17 protein-coding genes are annotated in these 12,301 nt (G+C 60.3%); 10 read left to right on the forward strand and 7 right to left on the reverse strand.

Going from position 1 to position 12,301, the window contains the following annotated elements; genetic code table 11:
* Positions 1 to 70 precede the first annotated feature (70 nt).
* Positions 71 to 235: a hypothetical protein gene (locus EPD66_RS24105; protein ID WP_185961454.1), complete on the reverse strand. Its 165-nt coding sequence runs from the start codon at positions 233 to 235 to the stop codon at positions 71 to 73.
* Between the two features lie 155 nt (positions 236 to 390).
* Here EPD66_RS24105 and EPD66_RS15950 point away from each other — a divergent pair, with 155 nt between their 5' ends.
* Genes EPD66_RS15950 through EPD66_RS15965 form a run of 4 tightly spaced genes read left to right on the forward strand, consistent with a single transcriptional unit; the run spans position 391 to position 2,856 of the window.
* A complete protein-coding gene (locus tag EPD66_RS15950; RefSeq protein ID WP_255448539.1) occupies positions 391 to 855 on the forward strand; it encodes a hypothetical protein in 465 nt (154 codons plus the stop codon).
* Complete coding sequence (locus tag EPD66_RS15955) at positions 852 to 1,739, forward strand: exo-alpha-sialidase (protein WP_142849514.1); 888 nt, start codon at positions 852 to 854, stop codon at positions 1,737 to 1,739. The genes EPD66_RS15950 and EPD66_RS15955 overlap by 4 nt, the downstream gene beginning before the upstream one ends.
* Positions 1,736 to 2,206: a c-type cytochrome gene (locus EPD66_RS15960; protein ID WP_142849515.1), complete on the forward strand. Its 471-nt coding sequence runs from the start codon at positions 1,736 to 1,738 to the stop codon at positions 2,204 to 2,206. The genes EPD66_RS15955 and EPD66_RS15960 overlap by 4 nt, the downstream gene beginning before the upstream one ends.
* 35 nt (positions 2,207 to 2,241) lie before the next feature.
* On the forward strand, positions 2,242 to 2,856 hold the full coding sequence (locus EPD66_RS15965; RefSeq protein WP_142849516.1) for a plasmid pRiA4b ORF-3 family protein: 615 nt from the start codon (positions 2,242 to 2,244) through the stop codon (positions 2,854 to 2,856).
* A gap of 798 nt (positions 2,857 to 3,654) precedes the next feature.
* Here EPD66_RS15965 and EPD66_RS15970 read toward each other — a convergent pair.
* The 6 genes from EPD66_RS15970 to EPD66_RS15995 all read right to left on the reverse strand — a co-directional run bounded on the left by EPD66_RS15970 (position 3,655) and on the right by EPD66_RS15995 (position 7,428).
* The gene (locus tag EPD66_RS15970; protein WP_221930999.1) at positions 3,655 to 3,987 is read right to left on the reverse strand and encodes a type II toxin-antitoxin system PemK/MazF family toxin; all 333 of its coding nucleotides are present in this window, start codon (positions 3,985 to 3,987) and stop codon (positions 3,655 to 3,657) included.
* The gene (locus tag EPD66_RS15975) at positions 3,981 to 4,232 is read right to left on the reverse strand and encodes an AbrB/MazE/SpoVT family DNA-binding domain-containing protein (RefSeq protein WP_142849518.1); all 252 of its coding nucleotides are present in this window, start codon (positions 4,230 to 4,232) and stop codon (positions 3,981 to 3,983) included. The genes EPD66_RS15970 and EPD66_RS15975 overlap by 7 nt, the downstream gene beginning before the upstream one ends.
* Positions 4,233 to 4,281: 49 nt before the next feature.
* Positions 4,282 to 4,671: a hypothetical protein gene (locus EPD66_RS15980; RefSeq protein WP_142849519.1), complete on the reverse strand. Its 390-nt coding sequence runs from the start codon at positions 4,669 to 4,671 to the stop codon at positions 4,282 to 4,284.
* 15 nt (positions 4,672 to 4,686) lie between these two features.
* Positions 4,687 to 6,282 (reverse strand): type IV secretory system conjugative DNA transfer family protein, encoded by a 1,596-nt coding sequence (locus EPD66_RS15985; RefSeq protein ID WP_142849520.1) that lies wholly within the window; start codon positions 6,280 to 6,282, stop codon positions 4,687 to 4,689.
* Between the two features lie 263 nt (positions 6,283 to 6,545).
* On the reverse strand, positions 6,546 to 6,773 hold the full coding sequence (locus EPD66_RS15990; RefSeq protein ID WP_142849521.1) for a hypothetical protein: 228 nt from the start codon (positions 6,771 to 6,773) through the stop codon (positions 6,546 to 6,548).
* A gap of 1 nt (position 6,774) precedes the next feature.
* Positions 6,775 to 7,428 carry a ParA family protein gene (locus EPD66_RS15995; RefSeq protein WP_142849522.1) on the reverse strand — a complete coding sequence of 218 codons (654 nt, stop codon included), beginning with the start codon at positions 7,426 to 7,428 and terminating at the stop codon, positions 6,775 to 6,777.
* A gap of 158 nt (positions 7,429 to 7,586) precedes the next feature.
* Between EPD66_RS15995 and EPD66_RS16000 the strand changes: the two genes are divergently transcribed.
* The 6 genes from EPD66_RS16000 to EPD66_RS16025 all read left to right on the forward strand — a co-directional run bounded on the left by EPD66_RS16000 (position 7,587) and on the right by EPD66_RS16025 (position 12,289).
* Positions 7,587 to 8,279 (forward strand): LuxR family transcriptional regulator, encoded by a 693-nt coding sequence (locus EPD66_RS16000; RefSeq protein ID WP_142849523.1) that lies wholly within the window; start codon positions 7,587 to 7,589, stop codon positions 8,277 to 8,279.
* Between the two features lie 97 nt (positions 8,280 to 8,376).
* Entirely contained in the window at positions 8,377 to 8,997 is a 621-nt protein-coding gene (locus tag EPD66_RS16005; RefSeq protein WP_058898881.1) for an acyl-homoserine-lactone synthase, read from the forward strand.
* Positions 8,994 to 9,200: a hypothetical protein gene (locus tag EPD66_RS16010; protein ID WP_058898882.1), complete on the forward strand. Its 207-nt coding sequence runs from the start codon at positions 8,994 to 8,996 to the stop codon at positions 9,198 to 9,200. The genes EPD66_RS16005 and EPD66_RS16010 overlap by 4 nt, the downstream gene beginning before the upstream one ends.
* Before the next feature lie 180 nt (positions 9,201 to 9,380).
* Positions 9,381 to 10,139 (forward strand): hypothetical protein, encoded by a 759-nt coding sequence (locus tag EPD66_RS16015; RefSeq protein ID WP_058898883.1) that lies wholly within the window; start codon positions 9,381 to 9,383, stop codon positions 10,137 to 10,139.
* A 1,303-nt stretch (positions 10,140 to 11,442) separates the two neighbouring features.
* On the forward strand, positions 11,443 to 12,021 hold the full coding sequence (locus EPD66_RS16020) for a recombinase family protein (protein ID WP_142849524.1): 579 nt from the start codon (positions 11,443 to 11,445) through the stop codon (positions 12,019 to 12,021).
* A 73-nt stretch (positions 12,022 to 12,094) separates the two neighbouring features.
* On the forward strand, positions 12,095 to 12,289 hold the full coding sequence (locus EPD66_RS16025; RefSeq protein WP_142849525.1) for a helix-turn-helix domain-containing protein: 195 nt from the start codon (positions 12,095 to 12,097) through the stop codon (positions 12,287 to 12,289).
* The last annotated feature ends 12 nt before the right edge of the window (positions 12,290 to 12,301 follow it).

The raw sequence follows: 12,301 nt of genomic DNA on the forward strand, positions 1-12,301 counted from the left end.
TCTCGGACTGGCGCTCGGGCTGATGAGCATTCCGTTTCTGGTTCGTGAGGGGACGCCCGTCGTATCGGCGTCAGCACCCCTCGCGTTCAGCATCGACCTGGGACGTGGGAGTGCGAATGGTCGGCTGGAGGTGACGGCGGATCGCCGATTCCGGGCGACGTTCCGGATAGGCGACTCCGGTGGTGAGGGTCGAGCCGAAAAGCCAGTCTCGCTCGTCCTGGTCATGCCGGAGCATGCCATGTCACCGCTCGTCCCTGCCCTGTCACGTGGCGATGGGGGGGGATTCACCGCTTCCGGCCTTCTACCGATGCCGGGCCTTTGGGAGCTTCAGATCGAAACCCAAGACGGGAGAGCCATCATCCCGTTCCGCATCGACGGATGACGGTTGGCATGGGCGCTCCGTATTCCGCCGGACAAGCCAACTGGCTTTCGACCATGAGGCGTTACCTGGTTCTCATGGCCCTCGGCAGTCTCGTCTGGGAGTTCGCCCATATGCCGCTCTACACGCTGTGGGAAACCGGCGCCCCGGGCGAAATCGTGTTTGCCGCCATTCACTGTACTGGCGGAGACATACTGATCGCGATGAGCGCACTCCTCGCCACGCTGTTTCTGTTCGGCAGCAGCCGATGGCCAGAGGCTGACTACCTACGTGTAGCTCTTGTCACCATTGTAGTCGGTCTGGGCTACACCGTCTTCAGCGAGTGGCTGAACATCGAGGTCCGGGAAGCCTGGGCCTATCGCGACCTGATGCCGGTCATACCTGTGATCGACGCCGGTCTCTCGCCCATCGCCCAATGGATCGTGCTGCCGATTCTCGCCTTCTGGTGGGCGGCACCGCGGAGAGAAGCATCATGAATTTTCAAGATCTGAAATATGCCCCTGCCATCGTGACCATGGTTGCCGGCCTGTTCCTCACGACGGCCGCCGCGCATGCGCAACCGGGTGTGCCCCTGACCGAGCTGTTGCGGTCGACGCACATTCACGGTCTTGCGGTCGATCGCGCCGAAAGCGGGCGTCTTCTCATCGCCACCCATCACGGCTTGCACGCGCTGCGCCTCGATACCGCAACAGTCGAGCGTGTGTCCGAGCGACAGGATGACTTCATGGGCTTCACGTCGCATCCGACCGACGCGACGAAGTTCTATGCGAGCGGGCATCCGGCGCGCGGTGGAAACCTCGGCTTCGTCGCGTCCACGGATGCCGGGAGGAACTGGACGATAATGTCGCCGGGAGTCGGAGGACCAGTCGATTTCCATCAGATGGACGTGAGCAAAGCCGATCCGAACGTGATCTACGGCGTTCATGGCGGGCTTCAGACAAGTCGCGACGGCGGACGCAGTTGGAGCCTTGTTGGGCCGGTGCCGGACGGCTTGATCGACCTCGCCGCATCTTCAACCGTCGCCGCGAGACTCTACGCCGCGACACAGCAAGGGCTTCTGGTCAGCGAGGACGGCGGGCATGGATGGCAGCCTGCGCACCTCTTGCGTCGTCCGGTCAGTATGGTCGAAGTGGCAACAGACGGAGCAATCTATGCGTTCATGCTCGGCAGCGGCCTACTTCGCGCGGAGGAGCCGTCCTTCAACTGGCAAACCTTGAGCAACGATTTCGGGGATAGATACCTGCTGCACTTCGCTGTCGATCCCGTGAATCCGGCGCGCCAGTTTGCATCGACACAGAACAACGAGCTGCTGACCAGCGATGATGGGGGCCGGAGCTGGCGTCGGCTCGGGGCACCGTGAAGCGCACCGCAATTCTCATCGGGATAGTGGCAACCGTCACTGCGGTGGTCGCGACGGTTTTCCTTGGTGGTATTGGCCAGCGGTCACCACCTGGCCGGGCCGATCCAACAGACCCTCAAGCGATTGCGCTGGGCGAACGAGTCTATCGCGAACATTGTGCCGCCTGTCACGGAACGAATCTGGAAGGCCAGCGGGACTGGCAGAGCCGGCGGCCCGACGGCCGATTGCCTGCTCCACCCCACGATGAAACTGGGCATACTTGGCATCACGCCGACGAAGTCCTGTTTCGCATCACGAAAGAGGGCGTCGCCGCTTTGGTGCCTGGTTACGAAAGCGACATGCCGGCCTATGCGGATACACTGACCGATAATGAAATCTGGGCTGTGCTTGCATACATCAAAAGTCGATGGCCTCCGGCCATTCAGGCCCGACAGGCGGACATCAATCGCCGAACCGGGCAGGATTGACGCTGACGGCCCGTCGGAAGAGAGTAGGGGGGCGCATGCCCAGCAAGAAAAGGCCCGCCGCGAACACGGCATTTCAGCTCAAGGTTCAGATTATCGGCATCGAGCCGGAAATCTGGCGGCGCGTCATCGTCCCCGCCACGCTGACGCTGCGGGAGCTTCATGCGGTCCTGCAAGGAGCCATGGGCTGGCAGGACTACCACCTGCACATGTTCGAGATCGACGGAAAGCGCTTCGAGGTGCCGGAGGATGACAGGATCGGGCCGGAGGATGGCTATGCGGACGAGCGGAAGCAAACGCTGGCGAGAATCCTCACAAGGGGAATGGAGTTCCTCTACGTCTACGATTTCGGCGACAACTGGAAGCACCTGGTCACGGTCGAGGATGTCGCCGCTCCCGCCTCCGCGTGCCAATTCATACCGCGCTGCATTGCCGGCGAGCGCGCATGTCCGCCGGAGGACTGTGGCGGCGACTATCGCTATCCGGAGTTCCTGGACGCGCTGGCCGACCCCAACCACCCTGAACACCGGGACATAGTGGATTGGGCGGGCGGCTTCGAGTCCGAGGTATTCAGCTTGTCGCAGGCCAACGCGCTGATCGGCGCAATCTGCGCGCTGTATGGGGAGCGAGGCTGGGGTTTTCGTCAGCCATGACCGGCTCGGGCGTGGGATTAGGTGGCCTGCATTTGCCTGCTTACCGGCATTCTTTTGGACTGATGAGCAACAGTGCCTGGTCCCGGCTTTCCGGTTCGATAGCTACGGCCAAGCCTTGGCTATCACACCAGTCCAGAAACTCCGATAGCGCGCGGGTTCCGAGGAATGCACTGTCGAGTGGAAGCCCGAGAATACGGCCGCCGCGCGACATGCAGGATTGTATCCCTTGCGGCACATCCTCGGCTCTCATTCGCGTCAGGTGCTCGCCGGCGCGTATCTCACGCTCGGCTGCTGTTTGATTGAAATCCCTGGCCGATTGAAGGGGGTCCTCCTCCGCACCTGCCCGACGCCACTTGTCTGCCAGACACTGCATGGCAAGATAATCTCCTTAGTTTTCTACATCGTCTTATGCACTCCGCCTCCAATTCTCGAATGACAGGGGGAAGAACAATGTCTGTCCTCGCGCTTGCCTCGACGAGGTTCGCGCCGTTTTGGACCGCCACGGGATGGCCAACCGCTTCGGTATCTGTCTTCTACATCAGCATTTCCCGATCCGGGATGACGAGATTCTCGTGGAAACCTGTGACGAGGCAGAGCGGACGCTGACGCTCCGACCGATGAGCAAAGTCAGCCTGCCCTTTCACTCTGTCGTGGAGACCGTATGGCGGTTCGACAGGCCAGGAGCCTCGGCAGCGTGCTGGAAAGCGTGCGTCGCTGATGGGCCAGCCGGTTCCCATCGGAAAAAGCACGTTCAGGGCCGGACACTGGTACCTTGATGGTGTCATTATGGAACGAAGGCTATTCGTAGGCGAACATCTGCTGAAGAACGTCGGCGACCTCGCGACAACGCGGCTCCGGCAGGCGCCCGAGATGCTTGGCGAGGCGCGCCTTGTCCACTGTCCGTATCTGGTCGAGAACCACTTGTCCCTTCTTCCGCTGGAAGGTGACATCGACGCGGCTCGGATAGTCCCGCCGCACGGAGGTCATGGGAGCGATGATGATCGTCCGGATGTGCCGGTTCATCTCGTCCGGCGATATGACCAGGCAAGGCCGGGTCTTCTTGATCTCCGAGCCCAAGGTGGGGTCGAGGTTCACCAGATACACGTCATAGCGCCGGACTTCCGCTACCACTCCCATTCCTCCTTGTCCCAATCATGATCGATCGTGTCGGGGACAAGCAGGGCATCGTCCTTGGCGGCAGCCATCTTCGCGAACGCGCCATCCCAGCCATCGCGAGTACGGCGGGCGGGTGCCAGCACGACAATGCCGTGCTCAACGCGCATCTCGATCTGTTCGCCGAAGCCACATTCCTTGATGACCGAGCTTGGAATCCGAACGCCCTTGGAATTGCCAATCGGAACCAGGTTCACTTTCATTGCCATGTCCTCCTATGTAATAACAATGTAATTACTATGGTCGCGCGTGTCAATGGCTCGACACGTCCTGCCGCGACGACGGCAGTCCGTCCCCCGCCCAGAAGGGGATGCTGTTCCGGCGATCATGCCAACCGATGGTGAACCCGATGTGGGCTTCCCGGTCGCTTGTCACGATGGTTGCCGTACAGCGCCGGTAATCGCGGCCGGCGCCGCTCCGGACTTCCGATGCGGCGTATAGACCGAGAACCACGCTGCCGCTTTTCTCTTCGAGCGCGACGCGAATCTGATCGAGAGAACGCGCTTCGTCGCAACGGGGTAACTCCATCGGACCTCCATGCGCGTCGCGGTGCAGAAGCACAGCGAGCGGGATGGCCCACACTGTGGCGACGAGCACGCCGAGGAAGGCATACGCGCCAGTATCGTGATTGAACGATTTCATCCTTTCATCCTTTCGTTATTTCATCATGTCGGCGGATATGAGCGCGCCGGGATCGTCCTCCGCCGCATCCATGCGCCATGGCGTCCAGCGCCCCTTGAAGGCCCGTTCCTCGAAGTAGCGGAGCTTCTGCGCCAGGATCGGCCGACAGCCCTGCACGAACAGGAGCTGACAGCTCTCCGGCAGCAGCATGATTTCGGACGGCGCCAGCAGCGGCCTTCCGATCTCGCTGTGCTGTTCGCTGTAGTTCGACGCCAGCGCCAGGAACGGGAACCGCCCGCTCTTGCCTCCGCTGGAGACCTTCACCGTGCGCTGGCCGAGCATGAGCGAAAGCAGCAGCGCCGTTTCATCATCCTGGACGTTGAAGGCTTGCCGCACCGCGCAGTTGGCGATCATCGAGCGCCACTTCCGATAGGTCTTCTGGAGCTGGTCGAGGTCCTGGACGAACAGCCACAGGTGCGCCCCGTAGCCAGCCAAGTAGCCGATGCCGTCCTCGATCGGCCGCATCGGTCCCAGCGCCGGCAGCTCATCGAGCAGGAACAGCACCGGATGGCGGGGTATCCGCTTGTTCCGTGTCATCGCGGCCGTGGTTAGGCCCACCATCAGGCGCAGGAAGGGCTGGTAGACGGAGACATACTCCGGCGGGATGATCAGGAAGACCGACATGACGCCGTTCTTCAGGTCTTCTAGCCGGAAGGTGGAGCGGCTGGTGATCGCCCCGAGCTGGGGGCTGTCGAAGACCTCCGTCCGCGTCTGCGCCGTCGAGATGACGGCCGAGCGCTCCTTGTCCTCCTTCTGCGAGAACCCCTGAGCGATACGCTGCACGATGGGGTGTTTGGCATCGGCCATGCCGGTGAGCACGCCGTCGAAGCCTTCGCGCGAGCGCATGAGCAGAACTCGCAGCTCGCGCAGGTTCCGGCGGCCGGGCGGCAGGTCATGGGCAATATGGAGCAGCAGGCCGGTGACAAGCACCCGCGCCTCGCGCTCCCAGTGGTTCGGCTCGTGGCTTTCCGGCGCGACGATCATCTCGGCAATCAGCCGCGCATCGTCCACGTCGTTGACGGTGCCCGTGCGGATGAACTCGACCGGGTTGTAGCAAGCGCTTTCGATGTTCGGATCGAAAGGCGCGAACGCATGCACCGGCCCAAGCGTGCCTCGGTGCCTGGCCGTGATGCGGTAGTTCTCGCCCTTGATGTCCGTCACCACCACCGAGCCCGGATGGTCGAGCAGGTTGGGAATGACGACACCGACGCCCTTGCCGGAACGGGTCGGCGCGAAGGTGAGCAAGTGGCCCGGCCGGTCGAAGCGGACGAAGCGTCCGCCCTTCTTGCCGAGGATGACCCCGCGTGACCGCAGACCAGCGCGGCCGATGTCGGCCGGCGTCGCAAATGCGGCGGCGCCGTGCGCGTCGCTCGGCCGGCGGTAGAGGCGATACGCGAAGAAGAGGATACCGGCGAAGGCGATGCTTCCCGCCGTCGCGAGTACAAGCAGCCTGTCGGTTCCGACGGTGAGGTTGTCGATGAGAGCCCAGATGAGCGCCGCGATGAGCAGGCAGATTGGCAGCTCGACGAGGACAAGCCTGACGAGGCGCCACAATAGACGTAAATGCCCCATGGTGCATTCCCTTGGTAGTTGACTTTGCCAAGGACTTATGGAGCGACGAGAAAATTACTTTAGCTGACGTGTGGTAATTCTTATCGGATGAGACAATAATGGAAGTGTTGCCGATCCCGTTCGTCGCATTCCCAATTGACGACTTTGCCAAATGAGGGGTCGGCAACGCCTCCGTACTTATTTGTGACTACGCAGACGCGATCTTTCACCTACCCGAACGGGTAGGTTGAAAACGTGGACGATTTCCATAAAGGACGATTTCGTTACCCGCGCCGGGCTTTCACCAACTCCCAGCCTTCGCGCAGCAGGTCGAGCATGGACATGCCGTGCATGGCCGCCAGCGACTTGAACTCCCGATGAAACTCCGGAGAGACCTTGAAGTTGAGCGGCTTCAGCCCGCTTCCCTCGGGGCGCTGGAGATTGTGCGGGATCTCGGCCGAAGCGGGCGGGTTGCCCTTGGTCGAGCGGGTCGGTGCGGGGACGTTGGCCATATCAGGCGGCTTCCTCTTGTTGTTGTTCGGTAATGAGGTCGACCAGAGCTTGCGCGACGGCATCGGCCTTGGCATTGAGGCTGGCGAAGCGGGTTTCCGACAAGGCGCGGCCTTCGTCGCTGGCGCGGCGATAGGCGACCTTCTCCGGCAGGGCGGCATCGACATAGCGATAGCCCGCCTGGCGGACATAGGCTTTCGCCTCGTCCTCTTCGGCGCCACTGTCGCCGGCGCGTGTGAACACGAAGACCAGGCGGCTGGCAGGCACGCCTTTGCGCACCAGCTCGTGGGCGAGCAGAACGCTCGGCTCCAGATCGTCGAGAGCAAGGCCGGTGGGCAGTACGGTGAGCCGGCTGGCCTCGGCGATGTGCAGGGTGCCCATGGTCGCATGCGGGGGTCCATCGAGCACGAGCAGGTCGTAGGGCGCCACCACCTTGAGCGCCTGTGCGACGGTGCCGAACCGCTCGACCGGGACGGCGGGCTCCTGCCCGCGTTGCAGGCGACGCGCCTGCCAGTTGAAGCTGGTGCCCTGTTGGATATCGAGGTCCGCGATTTTGACGTGCCAGCCCGCCGCGGCATATTCCCGGGCGATCAGGCGGGCCAGTGTGCTCTTCCCCACGCCGCCCTTCTGCGAAACGAAGCCAATAACGATACTCAATAAAATACCCTTTTTATTTCATTCTACCGTCACAGAAGAAAGAACGAAATAAACAAATGTAGATTTAATGCTTTCTGTCTCCTCCATAAGCATAAGGATAATGGGGAGGGCGAAACATCAATCTGGCGGTACTGGACTTCATCGAAAAGTCGCGGGACGTGGCTGACCTGGCCGCGCTAGAGGCGCTGTTCTCGCAAGTGCTGGCCGATCTCGGCTTCCGGGAATGGGCCTATCAGGTCATCCGCGCCGAAGCCCTGCCGGACGAAAAGCCGGTGATCCTGACGACGTTCTCGGATGCCTGGCGCGACCACTACATCGACAGCGGCTACCACCTCATCGACCCGGTCATTCTGAAGGGGCCGGAGCAGTTGTTGCCCTTCACCTGGAGCAGCATGTCTTTCGGCGTCGAGCCGACGGAGGAGCAGAAGAGCTTCTTTGCCGAAGCCGAGGCGTTCGGTCTTGGCGAGGGTCTGGGCATTCCGGTGCATGGCGTGCACGGTTCGCTCGCGATGGTGTCCATGGTCGCCGAGGAAGAGACGCGCCGTCTGGCCAGCATGCTGCGTTGCCACGGAGAGGAGGTTCATCTGATCTCCCTCATCTTCCACAATCTCGCGCGGGAGCTGATGTCGTTGGGACGATCCGGCCGTGGACCGATCAGCTTGTCCGCACGGGAGCGGGAGTGCCTGCTCTGGCTCGCCAAGGGTAAGACCCGATGGGAGATTTCGATGATCCTCTGCATATCGGAGGAGACAGTGAAGTACCATCTCAAAAATATTCGGGCGAAATTCGGTACGTTCTCCCGTCATGAGATTATCGTGCAGGCTGTTCGCCTTGGTCTGATAAGCCCGTGACAGCTTTACCCGCCGGTAACTACCCGAGTGGGTAGGATACGCCCTGCGCCAAAATCTGTTTTCCTTTCCTGAGTTAATTTCAGGAAAGGAATTTTTGATGCTTCTACTTATTTCGCGTGACAACGCGCACCTGCATTGGGATGCGCTCGCCTCCATGCACCAGCTCCGCCGCGCAGTTTTCAAGGAACGCCTCGGCTGGGATGTCAACGTCGTCAACGGACTGGAACTCGACCAGTTCGACCTGCCGGATGCGCACTACCTGATTCACCGCGCGCCGGACGGCCGCGTTAACGCCTGCACACGACTTCTGCCGACGACAGGCCCTTACTTGCTGGCCGACGTATTCCCTCAGCTGGTCGATGGCGTATTGCCGCGCGAGGCACACGTCTGGGAGAGCACGCGCTTCTGCGCCGACCAGACGACGGCGCCGGCGAACATCGCCGCAATCCTCATGGCCGGCATGCTGGAGTTTGGCTTGAGCGCCGGGCTTCGCGCATATGTCTCGGTATCAGACATACGCATGGAGCCGATCATGCGCCGCGCCGGCTGGAATCCCATCCGCCTGGGCGGGACGATGCACACTGGCACCGACACGGCCGCGGCCGAGTGGTTGGAGGTGTCGCCCGAATATCTGGCGCGTGTAGCTCGACGCACAGGTGCGGTGGGTCCTGTCATCGCCAACCTCCATGAGTTCAGCCAGGAGAGGGTGGCCGCATGACACACGATACTGAATGGCCGGCGGCCGAGCCGCATTGCGGTCAGGAGCAGGCTGCTACTGAAGCTGGTTGGCTCGCTTGGTGCATCCGCTACCTCGCAAATGAGGCGCGGCGCAGTGGTTTCGAGGATACGGCCGCGGCCTTGGATGCGGCCGCGCCGATCGCCGATGGCGACGAACGTCCAGCCGATCGCTTGAGGGATTGAAACACCGGCAGGCGCATTCTCTTAGCAGAATTTGTGGGGGATGCAGAGTTCGGGAAGATAACGGCTCCAACTGTGCTGCTGTCAGTAATACTGTCAGCACAAAGCTACATGGCATTTTCAGAGCTGCCCATAAGTCATTGACCGGACGGAATGTCCATCAATTTGTGGGAGTGAATCCGAATGAAATGTCACCACATTACTTTTGTTTGCTTTATAGCAGCAAGCGCCGTGTTGGGCGCGACCGTGGTCGCTGAAGCTCAGGGTGTGGCACGCACCGGAACAGGTGTAAGCATTTCCCGAGAGAACATTAACCGTCTGGAGAATGACTATCTCCAGTTCTCGCAGGCTGTAACGGCCACCTTGGAGGCTTATAGCATTCGGATTGATGAGCTACGCGAACAGAACCGTCAACTCACCAAGCAGATTGAGAGCCTCCACGTAGACCTCCGCAAACTCGTCAAGCAGTCAGAGAATCTGGATGTCCGGGTAAAGGTCGTAGAGAAGCATATCAAACAAAGCGGAGGAGGCGGCGGCGGCGGTGGCACCTCGCCTGGTATCGACGTCCACTGTCCAGCCGGCCAGGCGCTCCAATCTCTTTCAGGAAGCACCCCGAAATGCGTGAACCTGAATGCCTCGCTCTCCGGTACCTGCCCGCCGGGGCATGTTGTCAGAGGGATTGCTGCTAACGGCAACTTGCTTTGCATGGAGGTGCGTCAAGAAACAATCGAGCGACGCGCCTGTGAGTCGAAATACGTTGGAACTGATCGGTGCGGCGTCCGATTGCCGAAAACCCAACATGGTCAGATGGCGAGAGCTCTCTTAGTGGGTGGCGCGGACGGGACCAGAGGTCTCGCGACAATAACCGCCCTTTGCTCGGAAGGCGTCTTCGAATCTGTCACAGAGCAATTACACCACGCCTGTGCGGAGCGTGGCCCATGAAGACTGAGATCAGTGATTGGGATTTCGTAGGTCGTTTCAGTTGAATCCTAGAAAGGTCAGAATCATTTGACGCGACGCATCATCTTATTTTCCTTTATATACGCACTGTCCATTGCCGCGCTGCTGCCAACGTTTCTATCAACATTGGCCGCGGCATCCGCTCAGTGTACAGACCCCGACCATCGGCCGGAGGCGGTGATTGGGCAGCACCTTGCACAAACTGCGGCTGCCGAGTGGGCATTGAAGAAGCCCCAAGCCACGAAGAAGGCGGCGTCATCTCGGGGGTTCTGCACGAGGCACTACGACCCTGTCTGTGCGCGAAGCAAAACCGGAGAGACTCGCACCTTCGGCAATAAATGCGAGGCCGAGTCCGCTGACTGGAACGTAACAAGTAAAGGATTGTGCGACATCAACGCTCGGTACGACAATGATGAGAACGACAAGAACCAGTAGGCATGACGCAGTCACCGTCAGGGTTTCATTAAAAATAGGAGGAATAAAAAGTTAATTCAGAATTAAATTTAACATCATGCAGATTGTAAAAATGGCATTCAAGTTATTTTCAAACATTTATGGAGAAAGCGTCATGTCTAACGCTAATTATAAATCATGCATAGATATAAAATGTCTGATGTCGCTGTCAATTGCAACTCTTGCTCTTTTCGCCGTGGTTCCGATGACTGCCTATGGGTATGCGGTGGAAGGTCAAGCAGTGAGGGCTACTGCAACCAACGATTCGACGGAGATGATTGTCGGGCAGTACAAAGCCAAGAAGTTTAACTCTTCGCGGACGCCGGCGGGTCAGAGGGCTAAGTACAGGCCCACACCTGCGGGCAAACCGGTCAAGCCCAATCCGGCCGGGACCCCCGAAGTTGTCGGGGGGTGTGCTATTGGGATGGCAGGATCTTGCAACCCAAGTCCGGCGGGTAAACGAGGAAAGCCCTCACCGGCGGGCAAGCGGACCAAGCCCAATCCGGCGGGCACGCCAGAATTAGCGGGCGGGTGCGCTATTGGCATGGCAGGATCGTGCAACCCGCGTTAACGGGTTTTTGCCGAAGGCCAGCGAGCGACTAAACTTTTCGCCGACAAACTTTGAGACACAGCCAATGGGTGGTGTCCAAGTGGGAAAGAGTACGGATGTTCGCTGGCCTAACCGGCGGAAATATCTCTCGCAAAAACGACCGATACTGACAGGGCGGATGTTCTGAGGAGGGCGGAACGTGTTTCCGCTCTTTTGTATTTCTCAAAACTGTGCGTCGAAATCTGATACACTGTCCGAGTTAAATTTACGGATTTTGAGAGAGTGAATATTGGTTACGCCCGCATTTCAACAGCCGAGCAAAATCTGACACCTCAGACGGACGCCCTTTCGGCGGTCGGATGTGAACGCATTTTCGTTGAAACCGCGTCCGGTGCGCAGCGTGACCGGCCCGAGCTTCTTAAGGCGCTGGACTACATGCGCTCCGGCGACACACTTGTCGTTTGGAAGCTCGACCGCCTGGCCCGTTCCATGCGCCAGCTCATCGACACCGTGGAGCTTCTTCAATCCAAGGGCATGGGCTTCCGCTCCCTGACCGAAGCCATCGACACGACGACGGCCGGCGGCATGCTGGTGTTTCACATCTTTGGCGCCCTGGCGGAGTTCGAGCGCGCCATGATCCGCGAGCGCACGAGGGCAGGGTTGGAAGCGGCTCGCGCACGAGGCCGCAAGGGCGGCCGGCGGCGCAAGCTGTCCGAGGATAAGCTCCGCATGGCCAGAACCCTGCTACGCAACCCTGAGATAGGCGTTGCAGCCGTCGCAAACCAACTCGGCGTGTCGCCTGCCACTCTATATCGGCACCTGCCGGGCGGCCGGGGAGCGCTCCGAGAGGGCGCCGCCTGACGGTTCCTCTTGGACTTTCCCGATTCTTCCCGTAATTTCTCAATACGGGCTGGATGTTCCGGCGGGGAGCCGTATGGACACCGACATAATGACGATCCGGGAGGTGGCTGAGTATCTCAAGCTCACCGAGAAGACGGCTTACCGACTCGCAGCCGAGCGCAAGATTCCCGGCTTCAAGGTTGGCGGCGCATGGCGGTTCCGGCGCGGTGACATTGATAAATGGATAGAGCAGCAGTCGGCCGAGGCGAAAAAACGGGGAGGGGAATAGTGTCGGGGGCAA

This window comes from Telmatospirillum sp. J64-1, assembly GCF_006980715.1.
Classification (GTDB): Bacteria; Pseudomonadota; Alphaproteobacteria; order Rhodospirillales; family Magnetospirillaceae; genus Oleiliquidispirillum; species Oleiliquidispirillum nitrogeniifigens.